We start from the raw sequence: 23,465 nt of genomic DNA on the forward strand, positions 1-23,465 counted from the left end.
TGGCGGACATGGACACTGTTCACATGTGTCTTGAATCAGGTATCGGATACAGGCACACTTCATCCAATGCTCTAGAGTTGCCACATGCGTATCCTCTTCTCCAGCACTCCGCAGCATGGCCATCTGCTGCCGGGGCTCCCCCTCGCCCGTGCCTTCCGCGACCGCGGTGACGAGGTGGCCGCGATCACCTCGGCCTCCTTCGGGCCACTGTTCGCCGCCGAGGGCATCACCCTGCTTCCCGTCGGCCCCGAGATCCCCGAGCTGCTCATGGAGGCGGCCCGGCTTGCCGGTGTGGACGACCCGACGGTGCCCGACCCCGCCGTGGCCGCCGAACTGTTCGCGGGTGCCCGGATCGACCTCACCGCGGACGCCGCGATCGCCGCGGCGCGCGCGTTCGACCCTGACCTGATCGTCGCCGAAGCCACCGACTACGTGGGCCCGCTCGTCGCCGCGGCACTCGAAGTGCCCTACGCCAAGCTCGCGTTCGGCCCGCTGATACCCGCCCAGTTCACCGACGTCTTCGACGCGGTGGCCGAGCGCCGCCACAAGGAACGCGATCTGACCGTCCCCGGGCCCACCTGGTACCTGGACCCCTGCCCCGAGGCGCTCCAGGGCCCGGACTGGCAGGCGCCGCAGGGCCGTCTGCCGCTGCGGCCCGAGGCCCACCGCGGCCCCCGGACGCCCGACACCACGGTGTCGACGGCCCCCGGCAACGGTCACCGTCCCAAGGTGCTGCTCTCCTTCGGTACGCACTTCGCCGCACCCCACGTGCTGCGTCCGGTCATCGAGGCGCTCGCCGCCAAGACCGACCTGGTGGTGACACTCGGTCTGACCGCCACGGCCGCGGACTACGGCGACGGCTTCGACCAGGTCGAGTTCGTCGGGTTCACCCCGCTGGCCGAACTGCTCGACGGTGTCGACCTGGTGGTCACCCACGGCGGAGCCGGCACCACGCTCGGCACTCTCTCGCGCGGGCTGCCGATGGTCGTCGTACCGCAGGGGGCCGACCAGTTCCTTCAGGCGGGCGCCGTCGCGGGTTCGCGCACCGGTGTCGCCGTCATGCCGCCCGCCGGTCCGGAGGCGGTCGCCGAGGCCGTGATCGAGGTGCTCGACAGCGCGGAGTACCGGGACAACGCGGGCCGGGCCGCCGAGCAGATCGCGGCGATGCCCTCGCCCCGCGAGGTGGCCGACCAGTTGGCCGCCCTTCTGGGCTGACGCACGGCTCCGCCCGGCCTGCCGGGCGGAGCTCCGTCGATGGGAGCGGCCCCGGCGACGGGGCCGTTCTTCGTCCGGTCGGTGGTGCCGCGGGGAGGTCAGTCGTCTGTCGGTTCCGCGACGAGGGCGGCCGTCGCCTGCTCGGTGAGCCAGTGCTCGGTCTCGTCCCAGGACCAGCCGCGCTCCGCGACGAACAGCCGCCAGGACGGCAGCCCGAACAGGAACCACAGGATGTCGGTGGCGCGCTCATGGCTCAGGCCGGGGCGGAGCGCGCCCAGCTGCGCCAGCCGTTCCGTGAGCACGCCCAGCGCCTGGCGGTAGGCGGCGGCGACCTGGCGGAGTTCGTCCTCGACGCTCCGCTCGACGGCGGCGGCCGTGATCATGACCTGGACGATGTCCAGGTGCCGTTCGTTGTCCAGACGGACGCCGTGGGCGAGAGCCGCGATCGCCGCTCTCGCCTCGGTCGCGGTACGGACGGCGTCGGTCGTCCGCTCGACGACCGGGTCGTCCACGCCTCGGTTCATCAGGACAGTCAGGATGGCGGACTTGCCGCCGGTGCTCGCGTACACGGTGGGTACCGCGGCGCCGGCCTCGCGGGCGATGTCGCCGATGGTGACCTTCGCGTACCCGTGCTGGACGAAGAGGCGCAGGGCGGTGTCGAGAATCGTCGCCCGGGTGACCGCGGCGGCTTCCGCGCGACGGTCGTTGCGGTACGGGCGCCGGGAGCCGCCGGCCTGTGCGGTCACGCTCTTCTCGCCGGGCGCCGGCGGACGCGTTCTCTGTTGTCCATCCGTCCATGATGCCCTGGTGGGGAGGGGGACGGACGGCCTGGGCCGCGCTGGGGGCCGGGGTGAGTGGAGGTGTGTCCACTCACCTGTCGGCGGGGGCGGCGGGGGCGGTGTGGTCAGAGGCCCAGGTCGAGGGCGAGGCAGGAGTAGAACTTCCATGAGCCCTCGGGGTCGTACGAGTTGTTCGCCGCACCCGGGGTGGCCTCGGCGCCCTCGGTCATGTCCTCGAGTCGGATGCGCTCGGGGAGGCTGCCGAAGCGCGCGTGCCGCAGGGCCGCTGCCGCGGCGTCGGTGCTGAGCTCCTGGTTCATGGCTGTGCCCCACTTCGTCGATCGTGGTCGGTGTCCGGCTTGTCGCCCGGACGAACACCAGCATGCGCCGAGGCGCGTCACCTGTCAAGAGGGTGACGGGCGTGAGGTGATCCATGCTTCACTGGTAGGGGGGCGTCACACGTGTGCCGTCCCCCGTCAGGCGTCTTCTGGGAGGAGACCATGTCCGTGCCCACCCCGTACCCGTCCGCAGACCCGTCGTCGGGTCACCGGGCCGTCCAGAACCTGATCGCGCGCTACGCCGAGCTGGTGGACGACGGTGACTTCGCCGGGCTGGGCGATCTTCTCGGCGACGCGGTGTTCACCGGCAGCGGTGGGCCGGTGAGGGGACGGGACGCGATCGAGGCGATGTTCCGGGACACGCTGGTCGTCCACGCCGACGGGACTCCGCGCACCCAGCATGTCGTCAGCAATGTCGCCGTCGAGGTCGACGAGGAGGCGGGCACCGCGCTCGCACGCTCGTACGTCACCGTGTTGCAGGCGCTGCCCGACCTGCCCCTCCAGATCATCGCCGCCGGCCGCTACCACGACGGCTTCTCTCGCCGGGACGGCCGGTGGCGCTTCACCAGCAGGCGGGTGCGTATCACCCTGGTCGGCGATGTGAGCCGGCATCTCCGCCAGGCCGCCGCGTCGGGCTGACGCGGCGGGACGAAGAGGTGCGGTCGGGGGGACGGTCACTGTCTCGGCGGCAAGCCTGAAGCCGCTCAGGCCCGCTTGGGTGTCGATCGCCGCGAGGGCGTCCCGGCCCGGGTGATGGCCCAGTGCGTGCGGGCCGCCGCCCTGGGCCATGGCCGCCGGCAAGCAAAGGACGGCGGAGGTGGCGGCGAAGGACCGGCCGATCAGGTGGGCGTTCTCCCCCGGCTCACCGGACGCGTTCGGCTCGGCGACCGGACAGCTTCCGTCCTCCGCGAGGGCCTGCTCCGCGTGCCGGAGCACCGCGCCGCGGTCACCGAGCTCGTGGAGGCGGTCGAAGAAGGTGACGAGGTCGAAGTCGCCGCCGGGGAAGTCCTGCGCGAAGGCCACGTCGAACGTCACGCGGTCGCCCACGCCCCTCCTCCACTGCTGGCTTGCGGGCCTTCTCGACCGAGGGTCGGTGAAAGTCGGAGCCGTGCAAGCGGGACCGCGGAAACGCCTTGGTCACGACCCCCTCCATGGCTGGCAGCCACTCCAGGTCGGCGTCCGGGATGGTACCGGGACCGGTGGCGGCGGCGTTGTCCACCAGGATGTCCATGCCACCGACAGACAGAGGTGGGGGTACCGGACAGTACCCCCACCTCTGTGGTCGTGTGCTCCGGCGATCTCAGAAGGCGGAGCGGATGAGGCCGCCGTCGACGCGGATGGTGGCGCCGCTGATGTACTGGGCGTACTCGCTGCACAGGTACGCCACCGCTCCGGCGATCTCGTCCGGCTCGCCGAAGCGCTCCTGGTCGTTGGGGATGAGCGCGTTGACGGCGTTGGGGCGGATCTCGTCCCAGGTCTCGCCCCAGCCTCGGGCGGGGCCGATGTGGGTGACGAGTTCCTTGGTGGCCTCGACGAGGATGGCGCCGGGCGAGACCACGTTGGAGGTGACGCCGGTGCCCTTCAGGTCGCGGGCCAGGGAGACCGCGAGGTTGTGGCGGGCCGCCAGGGTGGCGTTGTACTGCGGGTGGGTGTTCATCGGCTGGGAGGCGAGACCGCCGCCGATGGTGATCACGCGGCCCCAGCCGCGCTCGCGCATCTGCGGGACCAGGTGCTGGATCATCCGCACACCCGAGACGACGTTGACGTTGTAGGTGTCACGCCACTCGTCGGGGGTGGCCTCCGCCCAGGACAGGTGGCGGTAGAAGCCGGCGTTGTTCACGAGGATGTCCACGGGTCCGTCCGCGGTGGCCGCCCGCGCGACCTCTGCGGCCGTCTCGTCGTCGGCCAGATCGCCCAGCACCGTGCCGGCGCTGCCGCCGGCCTCGCGGATCTCCCGGGCGACCTTCTCGGTGCGCTCCTTGTCCCGGCCGTGGATCACGACCGCGGCGCCCTCGGCCGCCAGCAGCTTCGCGGTGGCCTCGCCGAGTCCGAGACTCGATCCCGTGACGAGCGCGCGCTTTCCGGTGAGATTCAGGTTCATGTCCTACGTCCTTCGATTGGGCTCCCGGCGCTGTGACAGCCGGGGAAGTGTGCCGCTATAGCTAAGTATACACCGGTAGACTTCTTGCGCCGGCGGAGGCGGACACGGGCCGGCGGCGGCACCTGCCCGACGCTTCAGTTCACCGAGCGGATGGTTCCGCCGTCCACACGCAGGGTCGCTCCGCTGATGTAGCCGGCGAGAGGGCTGGCGAGGTAGACCACCGCCGCGGCGATCTCCTCGGGGCGCCCGAACCGGTTGGCGTCGTTGGGCACCCAGCTCTCCGCCGCGGCCCGCTCGATCTCCTCCCAGGTGTCGCCCCAGCCGTGGGCCGGCGCGATCTGCCACAGCAGGTCCCGGACCGCGTCGGTCAGGATCGCCCCGGGCGCCACGGTGTTGGAGGTGACGCCACTCCCCTTCAGCTCGCGCGCCAGGGAGACGGCGAGGTTGTGACGGGCCGCGAGCGAGGCGTTGTAGTGGGGCTGCGCCGACATGGGCTGCACGGCCAGGCCGCCGCCGATCTGGATGACCCGGCCCCAGCCGCTCTCCCGCATGCGCGGAACGAGGCTCTGCACCATCCGCACGCCCGAGACCACGTTGGCCTGGTACGTCTGCGCCCAGATCTCCGGCGTGGCGTCCATCCAGCCGACCTGGTCGTACGCCCCGGCGTTGTTGACCAGGATGTCGACCGTGCCGCCGGAGAGCGCCGCGGCGGCGACGGCCTCCGCCCCCTCCGCCGTGCTCAGATCTCCGACCGCGATGTCCGCCCGGCCGCCCTCGGCGAGGATGCGGTCGGCCGTCTCCCTGGTGCGTGTCCCGTCCCGCCCGTGCACGACGACGCTCACCCCCTCACGGGCGAGTGCCTCGGCGATGGCCCGCCCGAGCCCGGCACTCGAACCGGTGACCAGGGCCCGCTTTCCGTTGAGCTGCATGTCCATGAGCAGGTGTCTTCCTCTTGTCAGGTGTGTACTTCGAGTGTGCGTCGCGGGGGTGGCGCATACCCGGCCGCCGCGGCGCGTGTCGGCAGCCTGGTGTGCCGCGGTGGCGGTCAGGACGCCTTGAGGTTCCGCGCGCCGGAGGGGGTGATGGCGAACAGCACGACGCCCAGGCCGAGCAGCGCGAAGATGATGGTGTGCAGGCCGCTGTCGGTGGCCCGGTCGCCGAAGGACAGGCTGATCAGGCTCGACGAGAGCACGGCACCCAGGTAGGTGAAGGTGCGCATGAGCCCGGCGGCGACGCCCACGGCCTCGGCGGGCGCCTGCTGGTACAGCGCGGCCTGGTTGCCGATCACGCCCAGGCCCGACACGACGCCGAACACCATGGTGACCAGGACCATGGCCCAGATCGGTGTGGTCGAGGTGAACAGCAGCAGGCCGGCCGGACCGACGACGGCCGCGGCGGCGGTGCAGTACAGGGCCGGGCGCACCAGGTTGCGCCGCGCGAAGGGGATCGAGACGAGCGCGGCGAACACGGACATGGGGAGGATCAGCAGGCCCACGCCGATCGCGGACAGGCCCCTGGTCTCCTGGAGCCACTGGGTGAGGCCGTACAGGATGCAGTAGTTGAGCAGGAAGGTGAGGCAGACGCGCAGATAGGTGGCGCTCAGCGCCTTGTTCCCGGCGAGCATCCGCACGTCGACGAACGGGTCGGCCGTCCTGCGCTCCCACAGCGCCAGGGCGACGAGCAGGACCACCAGGAGCCCGCAGAGCGGCCACCGCGGGTGGTGCAGGTCGTTGAGGAAGAACAGCAGGGACGCGATGGTGCCGGCGAACAGGACCATTCCCGGGACGTCCAGCCCGGCAGCGGCCGTGCCCCGCGCGGTCCGCTCGGCACGCGGCGGGTCGCGCGGCACCCAGGCGAGCGTCATCACCACGCCGAGCAGGACCAGGGGCACGTTGATGAAGAACGTGACGCGCCACCCGGCGGCCGCCGCCAGCAGGCCGCCCAGCGGGAGCCCGAGAGCCGAGGTGACCTGGGCGGCGATCGCCAGCGCGCCGAGGGTGCCGCCCGTGCGCGCCGATTCGTGCCCGGCGGCCCACCGCCGCACCATCACCATCGCGGTCGGGTAGCCGGCCGAGGTGCCCACCCCGAGGATGACGCGGGCGGCCACGAGGGTCGGCAGGTTCGTCGCCACGGTGCCGAGCGCTCCGCCGATCCCGACCAGGGTCAGACCCGCCACGAAGACCCGGCGCGGGCCGAGGCGTTCGGCCAGCCGCCCCATGGTGGGCTGCCCGATGGCACTGGCCAGGTAGAGGGTCGACACCAGCCAGATGGTGGACGCCGCTCCGGCGTGGAACGTCTGGCCGATGGCGATGAGTGTCGTCGCGATGATCGAGCTGTTGATCGGGTTCAGCGACGATCCGAGCATGAGGGGGACGGTGAACCGCCAGCCGGGGCTCACGGCCCCACTGTCCTGGTCCGGCTGCTCTGACGTCTCTGAGGCCGCATCACGGGCGGTCGCCGCTTCACGTCGTTCCATGCCGGCAACAGTACAGGCAAACTGAACAGGTTGCCTTAACATGTTGCGCTCGCAGGTGTGAGTGTGCCGACAACACACCTCCGTGAAGACCTTCAGGTAGCCTGTATGGTTCTTCCGTGGAAGCGAAAGAACCCCTGCCGGCGGATCTGGCACTGGAACTCGTACGGTCCATGGACCGGCTGCGTGGCCGTATCCGCTCGGAGACCGGGATGCACACAGGTCCCTGGAGCCGCAGCCAACTGGCCGCCCTGTACCGCGTGGTGTCCGGGCCTCCCGCGACCACGAGCGACCTCGCCGCGGCCGAGTACATGAAGCCGCAGTCGATGTCCCAGACCTTGGCCGCCCTGGAGAAGAACGGTCTGGTCACCCGCAGTCCGGACCCCGCCGACGGCAGGCGCATGCTCGTCTCGGCCACCCAGCGAGGGCGGGAGGAAGCCGAGCGCTGGCTGGCGGCCCGGGAGAACTGGCTCACCGCCGCCATCGAGCACACCCTCACCGCGAAGGAGCAGTCGGCCCTGCCGGCGCTCGCGGCGATCCTGGAGCGCCTGGCCGACTCCGACGCGGTGTCCGCGCCCCGCCGGGGCCGGGGAAGCGGCACGGACACCGCCTGATGACCGCCCGCGCCCGGCGTCCGCGTGTCCCTCACGTGCCGGGCTCGGTGGTGGCCCGCTCGATGTCGTACAGCTCCTCGAAGCCCGCGAGTTCCTGAAGTCCCTCGTAGACGGCGAAGGACTCGGCGGCGGGGCGGGCGCTCGGCCGTCCGGCCCGCTGTGCCTCGTACGCCTCGCGCAGAGCGCTGAAGGCAGCCGCCTGTCCGGTCACCGGATCGATGACCATCGAGTACCCGAACCCGGCCCATTCCCCGGCGCCGTGGAGGTCGAACGAAGTCAGCAGCGCCACGGGACCGGACAGCCGTCGCGGTGCCGCGGCCCGTTGCCCGGCGTTCTCCGGCAGCAGCATGACGGCGTCGGCACCCGCGGCGAAGTAGGCCTCGCAGCGCTCGATCGCCGCGTCGAAACTCTCGTTCCGCACCGCCCCGGTGCGGGCGATGAGCAGCAGGTCAGGGTCGCGACGGGCCGCCACGGCCGCACGGAGCTTTCCGGTCATCTCCGCCACCGGGATCAGGTGCTCCACATGACGGTGGTGGCTGGCCCGCTTGGGTGCCACCTGGTCCTCCAACTCGATGGCGTGGACGCCCGCGGCCTCCAGTTCCCACACCGTGCGGGCCGTGTGCACCGCGTCGCCGAAGCCCACTCCGCCGTCCACCACCAGGGGAAGCGCGGAGCGCCGGCGGATCGCGGCCGCCGTCTGGGCGAGTTCCGTGACCGACAACAACGCCTCGGAGACCGCGAGCGACAGACCGAGACCGCCGCCTCCGAGGTATCCGCCGTCGAAGCCCAGCCGTTCGCACAGGCGTGCCGTGAGCGCGTCCGGGCAGTGCGGGATCATCAGTGGCCCCTCGTGCTCCACCCGCCTTCTGAACGCCGCGCGCCGCAGATGGTCCATGTCTCTCTCACCTTCCTCGCCCGAGTGCGGTCCGCGCTCGCCGATGCCGACGGGTGGGACCTACCAGGCGGAACCGTCATGTCTGCAACTGTAGACTTGTCTCGCAGGTTTGACTACACTGGCCGTCGTGGAAAGCGACATGTGCCATCGAGGCCCTCCTGGGGCGGCGCCGACCGGCCGTCCGCGCAACGCGGCGGCGACCCGTGAGGCGATCCTCGGATCCGCGGTGAACGCGTTCACCCGGCTCGGTTACGACGGCGCCGGCGTGCGGGCGATCGCCGAGGACGCCGGGGTGACCGCGATGATGGTCAACCGCTGCTTCGGGTCCAAGGAGAAGCTGTTCGCCGAGGTGGTGGACGCCTCCTTCGCCCCGCACACCGTGGTGAGCGACCAACTGGCGACTCTGAGCCGCGACATCGCCAAAGCGCTCGTGGAGCGCACGGGGCCCGGGGCGGACGAACTGAGCCCCTTCCTGCTGACGTTGCGGTCCGCGGCGAACGCACGCTCCGCGGAGACGGCCCGTCAGGGCATCGAACGGCATGTGGAGAGTCATCTCGCCGGATTGATGACCGGTGCGCGGACGCGGGAACGTGCCGCGCTAGCCCTCTCGTTGATCCTCGGCGTGTGGCTGATGCGCAGCATCATCGGCAACACGGCCCTGGTCGAAGCGGATCCCGACGACCTCACCCGCCGTCTGGAAGACCTGCTGGCCCGTCTTCTGGACGAGCCTGGCGTGTAGGTGTGTCACCCCCTGTGCAGGCGTTGCGCGCTGAAGCCTTCCAAGAGCGCGCGTACCACCCTTTTCTGCAAGGAGAGAGTCATGACGGAACGAGGACCGCTGGACGGACGTGTGGCGATCGTGACCGGCGCCGGCCGGGGCATCGGCAGGGGCGAGGCGATCGCGCTGGCGGCCGCCGGCGCGAAGGTCGTCGTCAACGACGTCGGTGTACGGGCCGACGGACAGGGTGCCGCCCAGGGGCCCGCCGACGAGGTCGTCGCGTACATCCGCTCGCGGGGCGGCGAGGCGGTGGCCAGCTACGAGTCGGTGGCGGACTGGGAGGGCGCCGCCCGGGTGGTCGCCACCGCGGTCGAGGAGTTCGGCCGGCTCGACATCCTGGTGAACAACGCGGGGATCGTGCGGCAGCACAAGATCGAGGAGGTGACGCAGGAGGATTTCGGGCTGACCGTCGACGTCAACCTCAAGGGAACCTTCGCGATGTGCCGTGCCGCCGTACCGGTCCTGCGGGAGAACGGCGGCGGGCGGATCGTCAACACGTGCTCGAACCAGTGGGCGGCCCCGATCGGCAATCCCGAATACGCCGCCTCCAAGGGCGGAGTCGTCAGCCTGACCTACGAGTTGGCGTGGGAGCTGGACCACGACGGCATCACCGTCAACGCCGTCGCGCCGTTCGCCCTGACCAGGATGACGGAGGACGCCAAGCAGCGGGACGCCGCGCTCGTGGCCGCCGGCGCCATGAGCGAGCGCCGCGCGAAGGCCAAGGAGGCGCGGGCCGATGCCGGTATGGTCGCGCCGATCGTCGTCTACCTGGCCTCGGACGCCGCGGCCGACGTGACGGGCTGTGTGTTCCGGGCCGGCGGCGGGAAGATCGGTCTCTACAGCCACCCCGTCGAGACGCGGACGATCTTCCGCGACGAGGAGAACGGCCCATGGTCGTACGACGAACTCGTCGACCTGCTCCCGCGGACCGTCCTGGCCAACGGCACCAAGGCCCCGCACATGCTGTGACGGCACCCCGGGCGGCGTCCGGATCGACACGTTCGAGCGGCCGGACGGAGTCACCGTCGCGCGTAGGCCGATGGTCTCGCCCGGCTCCGTAGGCGGCGAGGACGCGGGCCGGGGCCATCCGGGACAGGCTGCGGATCGGGATCGTCAGAGCGGCGCTACCAGGACGGTCGCGGCCGGCGTGGCCGGCAGGCCGGCGCCGAGCACCGCGAGCGGGTGTCCGCCCAGCACGCCACCCTGGTCGATCGCCAGGACCGTGACCAGGCCGATCGCCGAGCCGGACAGGCCGCCCGGCAGGGCGAGTCCGATGCCCTCGTGGAGGGTCCCCGGCGGACGGCGACGTCGGCGGCGCGGAGAACGGCTCCGACGGGGCGTCCGGGGTCCGGACGGAGTCCGCCCAGGCCGGGTGCGCCCCTCGTGACGACCGGCCGGCAGGGCATGCCCGGCCCTCACAGCGGCGATGGCCGGCCGTCACTCCCCCGACGGCCGGCCATCGCTCCACCGCCCGCGTCACCCCGGCTTCGGCACCTGTGCGCGCTCAGGCCGTGAAGACGGACCACGACTCCCGGGTGCGGAAGCCGAGCTGCTCGAAGAGCGGCAGGGCCTCGTCGCTGGAGTGCAGGTACGCCGTGTGCGCTCCGGCGGCCGAGGCGTCCCGGAGGATCGCCTCGACGAGCGCCCGTCCGGCCCCGCGCCGCCGGTGGACGGGCAGGACCCCGATGTTGGCGAGCCCGACATGCCGTTCGCCGACGATCGCCAGCCCCGCCCCCACAGGTGTGCCGTCGGTCTCGGCGAGGTAGGTCGTCACAAACGGCTGGCCGAGGACATGGGGGGTGTAGAGGCTGCTGATGATCATCGGCGGTGCGCCGAAGGCCGTACCGAGGACGGTGGCGAAGGTCTCGTGCTCGTCGGCGGCCAGCGGACGTACGGTGACGGATCCCGAGCCGGTCCCCTGCCGCTCCTGAGCGTCCTTCAGCGAGAGCAGCATGAAGGGCTGTTCCGTGCGCGTCGTGAGGCCGTGCCGTGCGGCGAGGCCGGTGATCTCCTGCCCCGCCTCGCCCCGCAGCCGGATGCTCCAGGGCAGTTGCTCGACATACGGCTGGAGCTTCTCGCACAGCAGCGTGATCTCCTGCGCGTCCGGTACGTCGGACACGCTCATGATGCCGTTCAGCACCGGGATCAGGGAGCCGGTGACGGTGAGCAGGGCGTCGGCGGGGCCGCGCTGGTGAAATCCGTTCGGAACGACGTCGGCGAGCCGCTCCGTCGCCGCCTGGAAGGCCTCGGCTGCCGCGCGGACCGCGTCTTGTTCAGTCATACGTGTGAGTATATCCAGGCATTTCCTCCACCGCGCGCGGTGGAACTTCATAGACATGTATCTATTAGAAACGTCAACGTCCGCTTCTTGACGCGTACTTGCGCCCGGGCGGTGAACGGACGCCCTATAGTCGGCGGCACGTCCAGATGTTGCCTCAGGCACCCGTGCCCTCGCTCAGGGGCGCTTCCGGACCCTCATGTCTCCCGGTTCCTAAGGATCCTTGCCTTGCACAAGCGAAAGAGGACCGTCGGCCTCGTCGCGACCGCCGCGAGTGTGCTGGCCGCGAGCGGCCTGCTCGTCTCGCCGGTCACGGCGCAGGCCGACTCCGCGTCCGGTTCGTCGCCCGACGCCTCCACGGCCCGGCAGCAGGCGCTGCTGTCCGCCGCCGCCGCATACGACATCCCGCCCGCCGTCCTGCTGGCCCTGGCCCACCAGGAGTCGGGGTGGGAGTCGCACGGCGCCCAGGCCAGCACGGACGGCGGCTACGGGGTCATGCACCTCACCGACGTCACCCCCGGCATGCTGGCGGGCGGCGCCGCGGGCGCCGCGGGCCGCGCCGATCTCAAAAGCCTCGCCGCGGACCCCGCCCTGCACACCCTGCGGGCAGCCGCCGAACTGACGGGCCTGTCCACGCGACAGCTGCGTGAGGACGACGTGGCGAACATCCGGGGCGGTGCGGCGCTGCTCGCCTCGTACGAGAAGGAACTGGTCGGCGGTACGCCCGCGGACGCCTCCCGCTGGTACGGCGCGGTGGCCCGCTACAGTCAGGCCGAGCAGAAGCAGAGCGCGGCGGGCTTCGCCGACCGCGTCTTCGACACCATCCGCAGCGGCGCCACCGCGAGGACGCGGGACGGCCAGGAGGTCCGGCTGGCCGCCGACCCGTCGGTCACCGCGGTGCCCTCACAGCTCGCCGCGCTGGGACTGAGGACGGCGGCCACCGCCGACACCGAGTGCCCGCCCGCCGTCCGGTGCACCTTCGTCGCCGGCTCCCCCGCCGGCGGTCAGGTCTCCGACCGTCCCGCCAACGGCATCAGGATCGACACCATCGTCATCCACGACCTGGAGACCACCTACGACGCCGGTGTGACGGGTCTGGCCAACCCCGCCAACCCCGCGTCGACGCACTACGTGATGTCCTCGGACGGCGCCGTCACCCAGATGGTGCCCACCAAGAACATCGCCTTCCAGGCGGGCAACTACTCGACCAATCTGCACTCGATCGGCATCGAGCACGAGGGCTTCGCCGTGCAGGGCGCCGCCTGGTACACCGAGGCCCAGTACCAGGCCACGGCCGACCTGGTGCGGTACCTGGCCGCACGGTTCGACATCCCCCTGGACCGGCAGCACGTGATCGGCCATGACAACGTTGCCGGGCCCAACTCGGCGCTCGTCTCCGGCATGCACTGGGACCCGGGCCCCTCCTGGGACTGGCAGCACTTCATGAGCCTGCTGGGCGCCCCGGTCGGCGGACTGCCCGGCGTGCCGCGGGCCGGCGACGTCGTGACGGTCGACCCTTCGTTCGCGCAGAACGAGCAGACCGTCCAGGTGTGCCCGGCCGACGACCCGACCGGGCAGACCACCGCCTGCACCGAGCGGCGGCAGCCCGCGAACTTCGTCCCCCTGCGCACCGCTCCGAGCGAGACGGCACCGCTCTTCGGCGACCAGGCGATCCACGGAACGGCGGCCGGCAGCGACCGGATCAACGACTGGGGCAGCACGGCCCAGTCCGGACAGCAGTTCGTCGTCGCGGACCAGGACGGCGACTGGACCGCGATCTGGTACAGCGGCGCCGAGGTGTGGTTCCACAACCCCGACGGCGTCAACACGAGGATCGGCTACGGGGTGAAGGTCGTCCGCCCGGCCGGCTCGGCCTCGGTCTCCGTGTACGGATCGAGCTACCCGGACAAGGCCGAGTACCCGGCGGGGCTGGGCGCCTCCACCCAGGCTCCCCTGACCATGTACGCCATCCCGGCGGGCCAGGCGTACGTCGCCACCACCGGCCCCGTCGCCACCGACGACTTCTTCCCCTCCAGCGGGGCGGTCGTGATCGGCGGCAAGAAGATGTACACCGTCCAGTTCAACCACCGTGTGGCACTCGTCTACGCCGGTGACGTGACCGCGACCGACGCGGTCCGGCACTGGGAGGACTGAGTACGCCGACGGCCTCCGCGCGCCGGATCCGTCCGGTCCGTGCGGAGGCCGTCGCGCGTCCTGTGCCGTGCGCCCGGCACCGGATCAGGCCTGTGCCAGAGCGGTACGGGCCACCGGTCGGGCGGCGGCCCGGTGCGGCCGGCGGCGTTCGGCCTCGGTCGTCGCGCCCCGGATGCCGTGGACCTCGTGGCGCTCCAGCGCCCACTCCAGGCAGGGTTCGACGACGGCGCGGTACCCGCACACGGCCTTGGCCTCCACGATCTGCGTCAGCGACGGACCCGTGTCGCCGATGGGGAAGAACAACTCGGGCTACGAAGGGGAGTTGAGGGTTCAGCCCGCGGGGCGGCGGAAGGCGCCGTGCCACCAGATCAGGGCGAGTTCGCGGGCGAGGGCGGCGTCTCCGCCGCCGTCGTCGACCGCGATGTGATGAGCGATCGCCTGAGCGCCTCCCCAGACGATGACGCGACTGGCGGCGACCGCGTCGACGTCGGCGGGGGTGGAGCCGTCGGCCTGTTCCGAGCGCAGCGTCGCCAGCACCGTCGCGTCGAACCCCTCCAGGTTCGCGGTGTAGAAGTCGCCCACGGCGGCGTCGTAGGACGCCGCTTCGCGGAGGGCGGTGATCACGCCCTGGTGGGCCCGGTGGATCGTGATGACCTCCTCGAAGAACCGGGCGAAACGGTCGGCCCCGTCCTCCCCCTGGCCCGGCTGCCACTGCCGGGCCAGCTCCAGCAACGACTCCCGCAGCTCGTCGCTGAGCCGTACGAGCACGTCCGACTTGCGAGGGAAGTGGGCGTAGAAGGTGGCCCGGGAGACGCCCGCCTCCTCCAGGAGCCGCTGGACGCTGATCTCGGAGAAGGCCTCGCCGGAGTCGAGCAGCCGCTCCAGGGCGCGGATCACCTGTTCCCGGGTCGCGGCGGAGCGCGCGGCATGGTGGTCCGCCTGCCGTCGGGTCACAGGTCTCATCGAACGCCTTCCGGTCCTTCGTGCGCGAAGCCGCCGCTCCGGAATGTGTCCACGGCCGCCCTATGCCACCGAGTCCCGCGCGATCCGGTCGAGGATATCGGCCAGTTCGCCGGTCATGGACAGCAGCGGGGTGTGGCCGCAGGGCAGGTGGTACGTGGTGCCGGTCCGCTCGGCGAACGGCTTCTGGTACTCCGGGGGCAGGCTGCGGTCGTCGTCGCAGACGACATAGCTGGAGGGAATGCTCGCCCACGCCGCCCGGTTCACCGGCTCGGCGAAGGACAGCGCGCTCTGGGGCAGCAGCCGTGCCAGCGCGGCGTCCCTCTTGTCCTCGGGCACGTCGTTGTAGAGCGTCGTCGCCGGGTCCTCCCTGACCGGGATGACACCTTCCACCGCGGCGAGGTCCGGCTGTTCACCGCCGAAACACGTCATCAGGCTCTCCCCCTCGTCCAGGGCGAAGGCGGCGACGTAGACGAGGTGGGCCGTCTTGGCGGATCCCGCGGCGGCCTGGGTGACCGGGGCTCCGCCGTAGGAGTGTCCGACGACCACCAGCGGTGCTTCGAGGGAGTCGATCTTCTCGCGGATCACCCGGGCGTCGTCGAGCAGTCCGGGAAGCCTTCCCTCGGACCCCTCGGACCCCTCGGGCACGACGCTCGGCAGATCGACGGTGTGGCTGGTCCAGCCGCGCTCGGCGAGGGCGTCCTGGATCTCGCGCCAGCACCACGAGCCATGCCACGCACCGTGTACGAGGAGGAACTCGGGGGTGCGCGTGCGGTCGTTCATCTCGGGAAAGTCCCTTCGTCTGTCCTGCACGGCGTTGTCCTGTACGGCGGTTGTCCCTGTACGGCCGCCGTCCGGTACGGCGACTTGTCTGTGCGAACGTCCGTACACCGGTGCCGTGTCGGCGGTGCGGTCTCGGGCGTCAGTCCGTCAGAGGCGACGCGAGCTCCCACAGGCGGTCGGCGGCGGCGGGGTCGACCGACCACTTCGCCACGCCGGCCATCACCTCGGGGCCGCCGTCGACGACCTCCGCCTCCTGGTTGTCCTCGAAGTACCGTCCGGTCACTCCGTCGACGAACGGGGACGCGGCCAGCAGTACGGCGGTGGCGGCACCCTGGGCCGGGGTCTTGTAGTAGTCCGGCGTCAGGAGGTTGCCGTCCGCGTCCATGGCGCCGAGGGCCCGCAGGGTGGCCGCGTCCATGTGCCGCGTGAGGTTGGTGTGGATCCATCCCGGTGCGCAGGCGTTGGCGGAGATGCCGTACTCGGCCCAGCGGCGGCTGATCCCGACGGCGAGCAGCACGTCGGCGGTCTTCGACCGGGCGTAGGCGAGGAACGGGTCGTAGGGCTGCCGGTCGAACTGCGGGTCGTCGAAGTCGAATCCGGCCCGCAGCTGGGCGCCGGAGCTGAGCAGGACGACACGGGGCCGCTCGGCCGCCTGGAGCGCGGGGCGCAGACCGGCGGCGAGGGCGAAGTGGCCGAGGTGGTTGGTGGCGAGCTGCATCTCCCAGCCCTGTGCGTTGACCTGCCGCGTCGGGAGCATCATCACGCCGGCGTTGGCGACGAGCGCGTCGACCGGTCCCCTCCAGTCGGCGCAGAAGGCACGGACGGAGTCCAGGTCGGAGAGGTCGAGTGCGACGGCCCGCGTACCGGGCAGTTCCTCGACCAAGGGCTGGGCGATGGCGGGGTTGCGGGTGGCGATGGTCACCTGCGCGCCCGCGCCGGCGAGCGCGCGCACCGTCTCGGTACCGAGGCCGGAGGCCCCGCCGGTGACGATCATCCTGCGCCCGCTCAGATCGACCCCGTCGATGACCTCCGCCGCGGTGGCGCGTGTGCCGAACGGAGTGGTTGTCAGCTTCATACCTGTGCCCGTGCCTTCAGAGGGAGAGGTGTTCGTGACCGACGCATGACTCACATGTCGTGTCCGTGCGAGCAACCATACAGCGTGTTCAGATATGAAGTCTGCCATCGTCCTGGAGGGTGAGCGAGGAGACCTTGGGTGCATGTACGTGTTTCCCGCCGGGCTGGGGCGGGCGGCCGGGCGGCGCCGGCTCAGCCGGTGTGCACCGGGGATGTTTCCGTGTCGGTGTGAGTCCGGTGGTCGGACCGGGTCCGCCGGGCTCTGCGGTGGCTCCACACCAGGAGCGCGAGGAGGATCAGTCCGGACAGCATCAGCCCGGTGCCCGCGGCCCAGCCCCCGAACGGCAGCCGGGGACGCAGTCCCCAGACGAGACCCGCCGCGATCAACCCCACGCCGGCCAGGGCGGATACCGCGAGCCGAAGGGGCGAGGCGACGCTGTCCGCGGCGGCACGCAGGGCGCGGTCCCGCACCGGATCGACGTACCGGGCGAAGAAGGGGAACTCGCGGGAGAGGACCAGCAGGCCGGCGAGGACGAGCAGCAGGCCCGGTCCCGGCAGCACGAGCAACGCCACACCTGTCACGAGCAGCGCACCGCCCGCGACCAGCACTAGTGCGCGGCGCGCGGCATTGCTCTTGCGCGGGTGTCCCTCGATGCCTTTGCACATGACGTCCTCGGCGTCACTGCGCGTGTCCCCCTCGGTGTCCTTGCGCATGTCGCCCTCCGTCCCGTCGCGCTGTCGCAGACGTGTGGGTGTCGTCGATCGGATGTGTATGCCATTGTTCGTCGAGACGCATCACCAGTCAAGGAGGTGACTCGGTGTACGGTATGCCCACGTGTCGCCGGTATGGACACATGGCAGGGCGGCCACCGTCACACCTTGAACACCCGAGACGCACTCAGCGAGGAGCGAACATGCCCGAGGACAACCAGAAGCCGCTGACGACGGCGGCCGGCGCGCCGGTCCCCGACAACCAGAACTCCCTCACGTCCGGACCGCGGGGCCCGATGCTGCTGCAGGACGTGTGGTTCCTGGAGAAACTCGCCCACTTCGACCGCGAGGTGATCCCGGAACGCCGGATGCACGCCAAGGGTTCGGGCGCCTTCGGCACCTTCACCGTCACCCACGACATCACGCGGTACACGAGCGCCGGCATCTTCTCCGAGATCGGCAAGCAGACCGAGCTGTTCACCCGGTTCTCCACGGTCGCGGGCGAGCGCGGGGCCGCCGACGCCGAGCGCGACATCCGTGGCTTCGCCCTGAAGTTCTACACGGACGAGGGCAACTGGGACCTGGTCGGGAACAACACCCCGGTGTTCTTCTTCCGCGACCCGCTGAAGTTCCCCGACCTCAACCACGCGGTGAAGCGCGACCCGCGCACCAACCTCCGTGACGCCGAGAACAACTGGGACTTCTGGACCAACCTCCCCGAGGCCCTGCACCAGATCACGATCGTGATGTCCGACCGGGGGATCCCGGCCTCGTACCGGCACATGCACGGCTTCGGCTCGCACACGTACAGCCTGGTCAACGCCGACGGCGAGCGGTTCTGGGTCAAGTTCCACCACCGCACCCGGCAGGGCGTCCGGAACCTCACCGACGCCGAGGCCGAAGCCCTTGTCGGCAAGGACCGCGAGTCCCACCAGCGCGACCTCTACGACGCGATCGAGAACGGCGACTTCCCGAAGTGGAAGCTGTTCATCCAGGTCATGCCGGAGGCCGACGCGGCGAGCTACCGCTTCCACCCCTTCGACCTCACCAAGGTCTGGTCGAAGAAGGACTACCCGCTGATCGAGGTCGGCGAGTGGGAGCTCAACCGCAACCCCGAGAACTACTTCGCCGACGTCGAGCAGGCCGCCTTCAGCCCGGCGAACGTCGTCCCGGGCATCGGCTTCTCCCCCGACCGGATGCTCCAGGGCCGGTTGTTCTCCTACGGCGACGCCCAGCGCTACCGGCTCGGTGTGAACCACCACCAGATCCCCGTCAACGCCCCGAAGAACCCGGTGAACTCCTACCATCGCGACGGCGCCATGCGGGTCGACGGCAACCAGGGCTCCACTCCGGGTATCGAGCCCAACTCCTACGGGCGCTGGCAGGAACAGCCCGCCTACCGTGAGCCCCACTGGGCCGTGGGCGCCGTCGCCGACCGGTTCGACTTCCGCGCGGACGACGACAACTACTTCGAGCAGCCCGGTGACCTGTTCCGTCTCATGAGCCCCGAGCAGCGCCAGACCCTCTTCGAGAACACGGCACGCGCGATCGACGGCGCGTCCCGGCGGACCGTCGAACGGCACATCGCCCACTGCACACAGGCCGACCCGGCTTACGGCGAGGGCGTCCGCAAGGCGATCGAGGCGCTGGCCACCGGAAGCCTCTGACCACGACCGGCGGCGACGGGGTCGGCCCGGGCCGTCTCACCCCCGGTCGCTCCCCCGCCCCGGCGCGCGTGCGTGAACCGTCCGTGCCGGGGTGGAGGGCGACCGCATGATCAGGAGGATGTACGCATGTCGAGTGGTGGCCTGAGTCCGGAGCAGACGCGGCGGGTGGTGGCCGTCGCCCTGGACCTGGCACGTGAGGGCGACACCGAGCAGCTGGTGGAGTTCGTGGCGCACGGGCTCCCGGTGAACGTGAGCGACGAGGCCGGGAACACCCTCCTGATGCTCGCCGCCTATCACGGTCATGCCGGCACCGTGAGCACGCTGGTCGGGCTCGGCGCCGACCCGGACCTGCGCAACTCACGGGACCAGGCCCCTGTGGCGGGTGCCCTGTTCAAGGGCGCGGACGACGTGGTGGCGGTGCTGCGGCGGGCGGGCGCGGACCTGGACGCCGGTACACCGACCGCGCGCGCCGCCGCGACCCTGTTCGGCCGCGCCCACCTGCTGACCGACTGAACGGCCCCGGCACCTCGGCGCCTGGCGGTCAGCCCATCGCGTCGGCTTCCAGGACCGCCGCGGTGAACGCGCCCGGCTGTTCCTGGGGGAGGTTGTGGCCGGCGTTCGGGACGACGTGGTGGGTCCAGGGGCCGGCGAAGTGCGCCGCGTAGCCGCTGCCGTCGGTCGGCGGGATGACCCCGTCGGCCTGGCCGTCCAGGGTGACGGCGGGGACGGTGATCTTCGGCAGGTCCAGCAGCCTGCGCTCCAGCTCCGCGTAACGGGGGTCACCGGGGGCCACGGCGAGGCGGTGGCGGTAGCTGTGGATGACCACGTCGACGTAGTCGGGGTTGCTCCACAGCCGTGCCGCCTCCTCGAACTCGGCCTCGGTGAAACGCCACTCGGGCGAGTTGCGGTGCCAGACGACGCGTGCCAGGTCCTCCCGGTTGCGCTGGAGTCCCTGCCGGCCGCGCTCGGTGCTGAAGTAGAAGAAGTACCAGTAGCCCTCCTCCAGCGCGGGCGCCAGCGGTTCCCGGGCCACGGCGAGGTTCTGGACGAGATAGCCGTTCACGGAGGCCAGGCCCGTGCAGCGCTCCGGCCACAGCGCCGCGGCGACATCACCGGCCCGCCCACCCCAGTCGTATCCGGCGAAGAGGGCCTGGGGGATGCGCAGGGCGTCCATGAAGTCGATCAGGTCCTGCCCTAGCGCCGCCTGTTCGCCGGAGCGGAAGGTGTCCGCGTGCCGGAACCGGGTGGCGCCGTGGCCGCGCAGGTAGGGGATGTAGCAGCGGTAGCCGCGGGCCGCGAGGGCGGGCGCCACCTCGGCGTAGGAGCCGACCGGGCTGAAGGGCCAGCCGTGCAGGAGCAGTACCGGTCTGCCGTGTGCCGGGCCCACGTCGTGATACGCGATGTCGAGCAGGTCGGTACGGGTGTGCCGCAGGGGTCCCAGACCGGGACCGGCCACTCCCGCCGTCACCGTCTTCGCCGTCATGGCCTGGGTCGGTCGCCGTCTGCTGCTCATGTCGCTTCCTGGTGTTCGATCCGGATGTGGGAGACACATGCATACATACCCACTATGCGTCACCGCTCCAGCAGGTTACGAGAATGCTCGCGCGAAGTTTGCCTGTCAAGGAGACGCCCCCACCGTGCGTCGCTCGACGGCATAGGTATCTGCGGCGGCCAAGCACTCCACAAACATGGTTGAACATGCAAGAATCCTCGGTGACCTACGACCGGAACAGTCGAGTCGGTGTCTTCCCAGGTGCCGGCACACACAGGAAAGGGTGGGTTGCATGTTCACCCCCAGGGCGAAACTCCGTACCGCTGTCGCCACCACGGCCATGGCAGCCGCACTGACCGGACTCGGCGCGGGCGCGGCGAACGCCGCCGGCTGGCCCGCGCTGCAGGCGGGCGCGTATCTCTACTCCGGCACCACCGGGACGGGTTCGGTCACCACGGTCGACCTCGGTGACCTCGGCACCTGCCACACACTGCCGACGGCGGCGAAGTCGATCCAGATCGCCGACGGGGCCGCCTCCGTGGAGCTCTACTCCGGGGCCGGCTGCACCGGCGCCACCCCGTGGCGCAGCGGAACGCTGACCCAGACCGACCTGCCGTGGGCGATGCTGAGCTACCGGGTGGTCCCGGCGTCGTAACGGGCTCCGGACGTCCCGTGCCGCCGTGGTCCGACCGGGAGGCGAGTTCTCCCGGCCGGACCACGGCGGACCTGTGTCCGAGGCCGGGGCGCGGTCCGTATCGGCACACCTGGGTGTCACGACGAGCCGAGGACGGCTTGTATCCTGCAAACACATACCTTCGGCACGTATCGACCTCGCCGCGACATGTGTTGTCCTCGGGGAGTGTCGTCCGTGCGAAGATGCCGACGGCCCAGGAAGAGGCACGATGACTCCCACCGCGCAGAGCACCGACACACCGGGGATCGACTTCGGAGTCCTGATCCCCGTGCGGGTCCACTTCGACGAACTGGACCCGATGCGGATGCTGCACAACAGCCGCTACGCGGTTCTGGTCGACCGGGCCTGGAACGACTACTGGAGGGGACAGGGTCTGGGCGGCGACCGGGGCCTGGAGGGAGACGGCTTCCATGTGATCAAGTCGTTCGAGATCACCTTCGACTTCCCGCTGACCGAGCTGGGCGAGCACGCCGTGCACCTGTGGATGGAGCGTGTGGGCGGCAGCTCCGCGACCGCGGGGTACCGGGTGTGCTCCGCCGACGGCGGGACGACGTACGCGCACGGCACCCGCACCGTGGTCAGGCTGGACCCCGCCACCCTGACGCCCACGAAGTGGTCGGAGCGGGTTCACGAGATCGCGCGGATCATCGGACGGCCCCGGGACCAGGGCTGAGTCCGGCCTCTCGGCCGGCTATGTCACCGGGACCGCAGCAGCCCGGTGACGGCGAGGTGCAGGGCACGGCCGAGCATGGCGGGGAAGTCGACCTTCGTGTCGATGAGTCCGGGGTCCCGCTGGGCCTCGGCGACCGCGTCCGAGGGGTGGGCGAACGGCCAGAGCCCGGCTGTGTAGACGACGGCCAGGGAGACCAGCTCGCGGGCCGTGTCCGGGGTCAGTCCGGCGATGTGCCGTCGCAGCAACTCGGCCAGTTCGCGCAGCAGTCGGACATGGGCGAGCTTGAACTCGCGCGCCGCGTCGGCCGAGATGTTGCGTTCCAGCTCGGACCCCAACGCGCTGAACAGGTCGCACAGCAGGGGGCGCCGGGCCAGCGACCGGGCGAGAGTGTCCGTGACCACCGCGGAGGACGCCCTGTCCGCCGAGGACGCGATGTCGGCCGAGGACGCGATGTCGGCCGAGGACGCGATGTCGGCCGAGGAAGCGTCCGTGGCCGCCAGTTCGGCGGACAGCTCCTCGATCCACCGGGCGAGGGACCGGTTGAGCAGTTCGAAGAAGACCGCTTCCCTGGTCTCGAAGTAGCGCACGACGTTGGTCTTCGACAGCCCGACCCGGCGGCTCAGCTCACGCAGGCTGATCTCGCTGACCGGCATCTCGCCCAGGAGCTGTGTCGCGGCGTCGAGGATGGCCTGCTTGCGGATCTCCCGCTGCTCGGCGCTGCGCGCGCGCTGAAAGCCGGTCGCCCGGTCGTCTGTCATCGTCGTTTCCCCAGGGAACTTCCTCGCGGCCCAGGTCCGGTGCCGTCCGCGGCAACCCTAAGCCCCGTCGGTGCCGCCCCCTGGCCGGGACGGCACCGACAGACCCGGACGCCGGGTCCGGTCGCTCGGGTCACACGGACTCGCTCACGTGCCGCCACTCGGCGTCCCCGGCGGCGAGGGTCTCGGCGACGGACCGGCCGACCTGGACGGCGTCCTTGCCGAGCAGCAGACGCAGGGGCGGCTGTTCGGCCTCCACGACGTCGAGGAGGATCCGCGAGATCCGGGCCGGGTCGCCCGGCTGCTTGCCGTCCTGGCTACGGATGCCGGCGATGGCACCGCCCACCACCTGCTCGTACGGCGCGCTGACCGGCGGGGTGGCCATGGAGGAGCCCGCCCAGTCGGTGCGCATGCCGCCCGGCTCGGCGACGGTGACCTTGATACCGAGGGGGGCCACCTCCTTGGCGAGGACCTCGGAGAAGCCGCCCACAGCCCACTTGGCCGTCTGATAGGCGCCGAGACCCGGCACACCCACCCGGCCGCCGACGGAGGAGATCTGGATGATGTGGCCGGAGCCCTGCTCACGCAGGACGGGGAGGGCGGCGCGGGTGACGTTGACGACGCCGAAGAGGTTGGCATCGATCTGGTCGCGGAAAGCCTGGTCGGACATGTCCTCGATGGCGGCCATGTCGGCGTAGCCGGCGTTGTTCACGACGACGTCCAGGCGGCCGAAGGCGTCCACCGCGGCCCGCACGGCCTGTCGGGACGCTTCGGCGTCGGTCACGTCCAGGGTGACCAGCCGGACCCGGTCGCCGTACTGCTCGACGAGGTCCTTGAGGGGTTCGGTGCGCCGCGCAGTGGCGACCAGGTTGTTGCCGGCCGCGAGGACGGCCTCGGCGATGGCGCGGCCCAGTCCGCGGGAGCTTCCGGTGATCAGCCAGGTCCTGCTCATGGTGATGCCTCTGTTTCTGTCCGGGAGGGAGGTATGGAGAAGTGGGGTGTCGAAGAGGGGATGTCGAGAAGGGAGGTGC

General features: G+C 71.1%; 25 protein-coding genes. 10 read left to right on the plus strand and 15 right to left on the minus strand.

Annotated features, from left to right (window positions below; translation table 11 throughout):
* Positions 1-84 precede the first annotated feature (84 nt).
* Positions 85-1,215, plus strand: a complete 1,131-nt coding sequence (locus ACIPSE_RS38910; protein WP_401672643.1) for a glycosyltransferase — start codon at positions 85-87, stop codon at positions 1,213-1,215.
* A 98-nt stretch (positions 1,216-1,313) separates the two neighbouring features.
* On the opposite strand, the gene ACIPSE_RS38915 is transcribed toward ACIPSE_RS38910, so the two are convergent.
* Together ACIPSE_RS38915 and ACIPSE_RS38920 are read right to left on the minus strand one after the other, a co-directional pair.
* Entirely contained in the window at positions 1,314-1,961 is a 648-nt protein-coding gene (locus ACIPSE_RS38915) for a TetR/AcrR family transcriptional regulator (protein ID WP_401672645.1), read from the minus strand.
* Between the two features lie 158 nt (positions 1,962-2,119).
* Positions 2,120-2,314, minus strand: coding sequence for a hypothetical protein (locus ACIPSE_RS38920; protein ID WP_401672648.1), 195 nt, complete (start codon positions 2,312-2,314; stop codon positions 2,120-2,122).
* A gap of 180 nt (positions 2,315-2,494) precedes the next feature.
* Between ACIPSE_RS38920 and ACIPSE_RS38925 the strand changes: the two genes are divergently transcribed.
* Positions 2,495-2,971 carry a nuclear transport factor 2 family protein gene (locus tag ACIPSE_RS38925; protein ID WP_401672650.1) on the plus strand — a complete coding sequence of 159 codons (477 nt, stop codon included), beginning with the start codon at positions 2,495-2,497 and terminating at the stop codon, positions 2,969-2,971.
* 661 nt (positions 2,972-3,632) lie between these two features.
* On the opposite strand, the gene ACIPSE_RS38930 is transcribed toward ACIPSE_RS38925, so the two are convergent.
* The 3 genes from ACIPSE_RS38930 to ACIPSE_RS38940 all read right to left on the minus strand — a co-directional run bounded on the left by ACIPSE_RS38930 (position 3,633) and on the right by ACIPSE_RS38940 (position 6,831).
* A complete protein-coding gene (locus tag ACIPSE_RS38930; RefSeq protein ID WP_401672652.1) occupies positions 3,633-4,433 on the minus strand; it encodes an SDR family NAD(P)-dependent oxidoreductase in 801 nt (266 codons plus the stop codon).
* 134 nt (positions 4,434-4,567) lie between these two features.
* On the minus strand, positions 4,568-5,368 hold the full coding sequence (locus tag ACIPSE_RS38935; protein ID WP_401672654.1) for an SDR family NAD(P)-dependent oxidoreductase: 801 nt from the start codon (positions 5,366-5,368) through the stop codon (positions 4,568-4,570).
* Between the two features lie 110 nt (positions 5,369-5,478).
* Positions 5,479-6,831 (minus strand): MFS transporter, encoded by a 1,353-nt coding sequence (locus ACIPSE_RS38940; RefSeq protein ID WP_401672656.1) that lies wholly within the window; start codon positions 6,829-6,831, stop codon positions 5,479-5,481.
* 194 nt (positions 6,832-7,025) lie between these two features.
* Between ACIPSE_RS38940 and ACIPSE_RS38945 the strand changes: the two genes are divergently transcribed.
* Entirely contained in the window at positions 7,026-7,520 is a 495-nt protein-coding gene (locus ACIPSE_RS38945; protein WP_401672659.1) for a MarR family winged helix-turn-helix transcriptional regulator, read from the plus strand.
* Between the two features lie 31 nt (positions 7,521-7,551).
* Here ACIPSE_RS38945 and ACIPSE_RS38950 read toward each other — a convergent pair whose 3' ends face one another.
* On the minus strand, positions 7,552-8,415 hold the full coding sequence (locus tag ACIPSE_RS38950) for an oxaloacetate decarboxylase (RefSeq protein ID WP_401672661.1): 864 nt from the start codon (positions 8,413-8,415) through the stop codon (positions 7,552-7,554).
* A gap of 127 nt (positions 8,416-8,542) precedes the next feature.
* On the opposite strand from ACIPSE_RS38950, the gene ACIPSE_RS38955 reads away from it, so the two are divergent.
* Positions 8,543-9,154 carry a TetR family transcriptional regulator gene (locus ACIPSE_RS38955; protein ID WP_401672663.1) on the plus strand — a complete coding sequence of 204 codons (612 nt, stop codon included), beginning with the start codon at positions 8,543-8,545 and terminating at the stop codon, positions 9,152-9,154.
* Positions 9,155-9,235: 81 nt separating this feature from the next.
* Positions 9,236-10,162 (plus strand): SDR family NAD(P)-dependent oxidoreductase, encoded by a 927-nt coding sequence (locus ACIPSE_RS38960; protein ID WP_401672665.1) that lies wholly within the window; start codon positions 9,236-9,238, stop codon positions 10,160-10,162.
* Positions 10,163-10,697: 535 nt separating this feature from the next.
* On the opposite strand, the gene ACIPSE_RS38965 is transcribed toward ACIPSE_RS38960, so the two are convergent.
* Positions 10,698-11,474, minus strand: coding sequence for a GNAT family N-acetyltransferase (locus ACIPSE_RS38965; RefSeq protein WP_401672669.1), 777 nt, complete (start codon positions 11,472-11,474; stop codon positions 10,698-10,700).
* A gap of 225 nt (positions 11,475-11,699) precedes the next feature.
* Between ACIPSE_RS38965 and ACIPSE_RS38970 the strand changes: the two genes are divergently transcribed.
* Positions 11,700-13,625, plus strand: coding sequence for an N-acetylmuramoyl-L-alanine amidase (locus tag ACIPSE_RS38970; RefSeq protein ID WP_401672672.1), 1,926 nt, complete (start codon positions 11,700-11,702; stop codon positions 13,623-13,625).
* 84 nt (positions 13,626-13,709) lie between these two features.
* On the opposite strand, the gene ACIPSE_RS38975 is transcribed toward ACIPSE_RS38970, so the two are convergent.
* The 5 genes from ACIPSE_RS38975 to ACIPSE_RS38995 all read right to left on the minus strand — a co-directional run bounded on the left by ACIPSE_RS38975 (position 13,710) and on the right by ACIPSE_RS38995 (position 17,156).
* Positions 13,710-13,928, minus strand: coding sequence for a WhiB family transcriptional regulator (locus tag ACIPSE_RS38975; RefSeq protein ID WP_401672675.1), 219 nt, complete (start codon positions 13,926-13,928; stop codon positions 13,710-13,712).
* Between the two features lie 27 nt (positions 13,929-13,955).
* A complete protein-coding gene (locus ACIPSE_RS38980) occupies positions 13,956-14,588 on the minus strand; it encodes a TetR/AcrR family transcriptional regulator (RefSeq protein ID WP_401672678.1) in 633 nt (210 codons plus the stop codon).
* 60 nt (positions 14,589-14,648) lie between these two features.
* Positions 14,649-15,368, minus strand: a complete 720-nt coding sequence (locus ACIPSE_RS38985) for an alpha/beta hydrolase (protein WP_401672680.1) — start codon at positions 15,366-15,368, stop codon at positions 14,649-14,651.
* A 139-nt stretch (positions 15,369-15,507) separates the two neighbouring features.
* Positions 15,508-16,443: an SDR family NAD(P)-dependent oxidoreductase gene (locus ACIPSE_RS38990; RefSeq protein WP_401672682.1), complete on the minus strand. Its 936-nt coding sequence runs from the start codon at positions 16,441-16,443 to the stop codon at positions 15,508-15,510.
* A gap of 191 nt (positions 16,444-16,634) precedes the next feature.
* The gene (locus ACIPSE_RS38995) at positions 16,635-17,156 is read right to left on the minus strand and encodes a PGPGW domain-containing protein (protein ID WP_401672684.1); all 522 of its coding nucleotides are present in this window, start codon (positions 17,154-17,156) and stop codon (positions 16,635-16,637) included.
* A 200-nt stretch (positions 17,157-17,356) separates the two neighbouring features.
* On the opposite strand from ACIPSE_RS38995, the gene ACIPSE_RS39000 reads away from it, so the two are divergent.
* Both ACIPSE_RS39000 and ACIPSE_RS39005 read left to right on the plus strand, forming a co-directional pair.
* Positions 17,357-18,820 carry a catalase gene (locus tag ACIPSE_RS39000; RefSeq protein ID WP_401672686.1) on the plus strand — a complete coding sequence of 488 codons (1,464 nt, stop codon included), beginning with the start codon at positions 17,357-17,359 and terminating at the stop codon, positions 18,818-18,820.
* Positions 18,821-18,946: 126 nt separating this feature from the next.
* Complete coding sequence (locus ACIPSE_RS39005; RefSeq protein ID WP_401672689.1) at positions 18,947-19,333, plus strand: ankyrin repeat domain-containing protein; 387 nt, start codon at positions 18,947-18,949, stop codon at positions 19,331-19,333.
* A 28-nt stretch (positions 19,334-19,361) separates the two neighbouring features.
* On the opposite strand, the gene ACIPSE_RS39010 is transcribed toward ACIPSE_RS39005, so the two are convergent.
* Positions 19,362-20,333, minus strand: a complete 972-nt coding sequence (locus ACIPSE_RS39010) for an alpha/beta fold hydrolase (protein WP_401672691.1) — start codon at positions 20,331-20,333, stop codon at positions 19,362-19,364.
* 271 nt (positions 20,334-20,604) lie between these two features.
* Between ACIPSE_RS39010 and ACIPSE_RS39015 the strand changes: the two genes are divergently transcribed.
* Both ACIPSE_RS39015 and ACIPSE_RS39020 read left to right on the plus strand, forming a co-directional pair.
* A complete protein-coding gene (locus ACIPSE_RS39015; protein ID WP_401672694.1) occupies positions 20,605-20,967 on the plus strand; it encodes a hypothetical protein in 363 nt (120 codons plus the stop codon).
* 247 nt (positions 20,968-21,214) lie between these two features.
* Positions 21,215-21,679: an acyl-CoA thioesterase gene (locus ACIPSE_RS39020; RefSeq protein WP_401672697.1), complete on the plus strand. Its 465-nt coding sequence runs from the start codon at positions 21,215-21,217 to the stop codon at positions 21,677-21,679.
* A 23-nt stretch (positions 21,680-21,702) separates the two neighbouring features.
* Here the strand turns inward: ACIPSE_RS39020 and ACIPSE_RS39025 are convergent, their stop codons facing one another.
* Both ACIPSE_RS39025 and ACIPSE_RS39030 read right to left on the minus strand, forming a co-directional pair.
* Positions 21,703-22,437, minus strand: a complete 735-nt coding sequence (locus ACIPSE_RS39025; RefSeq protein WP_401672700.1) for a TetR/AcrR family transcriptional regulator — start codon at positions 22,435-22,437, stop codon at positions 21,703-21,705.
* A gap of 130 nt (positions 22,438-22,567) precedes the next feature.
* Positions 22,568-23,386: an oxidoreductase gene (locus ACIPSE_RS39030; protein WP_401672702.1), complete on the minus strand. Its 819-nt coding sequence runs from the start codon at positions 23,384-23,386 to the stop codon at positions 22,568-22,570.
* Positions 23,387-23,465 lie beyond the last annotated feature (79 nt).

Origin of the sequence: Streptomyces sp. NPDC090106 (assembly GCF_044747265.1) — a bacterium.
In the GTDB taxonomy this organism is placed as follows: Bacteria; Actinomycetota; Actinomycetes; order Streptomycetales; family Streptomycetaceae; genus Streptomyces.

What these genes read in the sequence shown, in the direction of transcription:
- ACIPSE_RS38930 (WP_401672652.1), bottom strand. Translation starts at nt 4,433, where the DNA reads ATGAACCTGAATCTCACCGGAAAGCGCGCGCTCGTCACGGGATCGAGT.
- ACIPSE_RS38950 (WP_401672661.1), bottom strand. Translation starts at nt 8,415, where the DNA reads ATGGACCATCTGCGGCGCGCGGCGTTCAGAAGGCGGGTGGAGCACGAG.
- ACIPSE_RS39000 (WP_401672686.1), top strand. Translation starts at nt 17,357, where the DNA reads ATGCCCGAGGACAACCAGAAGCCGCTGACGACGGCGGCCGGCGCGCCG.
- ACIPSE_RS38990 (WP_401672682.1), bottom strand. Translation starts at nt 16,443, where the DNA reads ATGAAGCTGACAACCACTCCGTTCGGCACACGCGCCACCGCGGCGGAG.
- ACIPSE_RS39005 (WP_401672689.1), top strand. Translation starts at nt 18,947, where the DNA reads ATGTCGAGTGGTGGCCTGAGTCCGGAGCAGACGCGGCGGGTGGTGGCC.
- ACIPSE_RS39030 (WP_401672702.1), bottom strand. Translation starts at nt 23,386, where the DNA reads ATGAGCAGGACCTGGCTGATCACCGGAAGCTCCCGCGGACTGGGCCGC.
- ACIPSE_RS38980 (WP_401672678.1), bottom strand. Translation starts at nt 14,588, where the DNA reads ATGAGACCTGTGACCCGACGGCAGGCGGACCACCATGCCGCGCGCTCC.
- ACIPSE_RS38935 (WP_401672654.1), bottom strand. Translation starts at nt 5,368, where the DNA reads ATGGACATGCAGCTCAACGGAAAGCGGGCCCTGGTCACCGGTTCGAGT.
- ACIPSE_RS38985 (WP_401672680.1), bottom strand. Translation starts at nt 15,368, where the DNA reads ATGAACGACCGCACGCGCACCCCCGAGTTCCTCCTCGTACACGGTGCG.
- ACIPSE_RS39015 (WP_401672694.1), top strand. Translation starts at nt 20,605, where the DNA reads ATGTTCACCCCCAGGGCGAAACTCCGTACCGCTGTCGCCACCACGGCC.
- ACIPSE_RS38965 (WP_401672669.1), bottom strand. Translation starts at nt 11,474, where the DNA reads ATGACTGAACAAGACGCGGTCCGCGCGGCAGCCGAGGCCTTCCAGGCG.
- ACIPSE_RS39020 (WP_401672697.1), top strand. Translation starts at nt 21,215, where the DNA reads ATGACTCCCACCGCGCAGAGCACCGACACACCGGGGATCGACTTCGGA.
- ACIPSE_RS38995 (WP_401672684.1), bottom strand. Translation starts at nt 17,156, where the DNA reads ATGCGCAAGGACACCGAGGGGGACACGCGCAGTGACGCCGAGGACGTC.
- ACIPSE_RS38925 (WP_401672650.1), top strand. Translation starts at nt 2,495, where the DNA reads ATGTCCGTGCCCACCCCGTACCCGTCCGCAGACCCGTCGTCGGGTCAC.
- ACIPSE_RS39025 (WP_401672700.1), bottom strand. Translation starts at nt 22,437, where the DNA reads ATGACAGACGACCGGGCGACCGGCTTTCAGCGCGCGCGCAGCGCCGAG.
- ACIPSE_RS39010 (WP_401672691.1), bottom strand. Translation starts at nt 20,333, where the DNA reads ATGAGCAGCAGACGGCGACCGACCCAGGCCATGACGGCGAAGACGGTG.
- ACIPSE_RS38920 (WP_401672648.1), bottom strand. Translation starts at nt 2,314, where the DNA reads ATGAACCAGGAGCTCAGCACCGACGCCGCGGCAGCGGCCCTGCGGCAC.
- ACIPSE_RS38960 (WP_401672665.1), top strand. Translation starts at nt 9,236, where the DNA reads ATGACGGAACGAGGACCGCTGGACGGACGTGTGGCGATCGTGACCGGC.
- ACIPSE_RS38910 (WP_401672643.1), top strand. Translation starts at nt 85, where the DNA reads ATGCGTATCCTCTTCTCCAGCACTCCGCAGCATGGCCATCTGCTGCCG.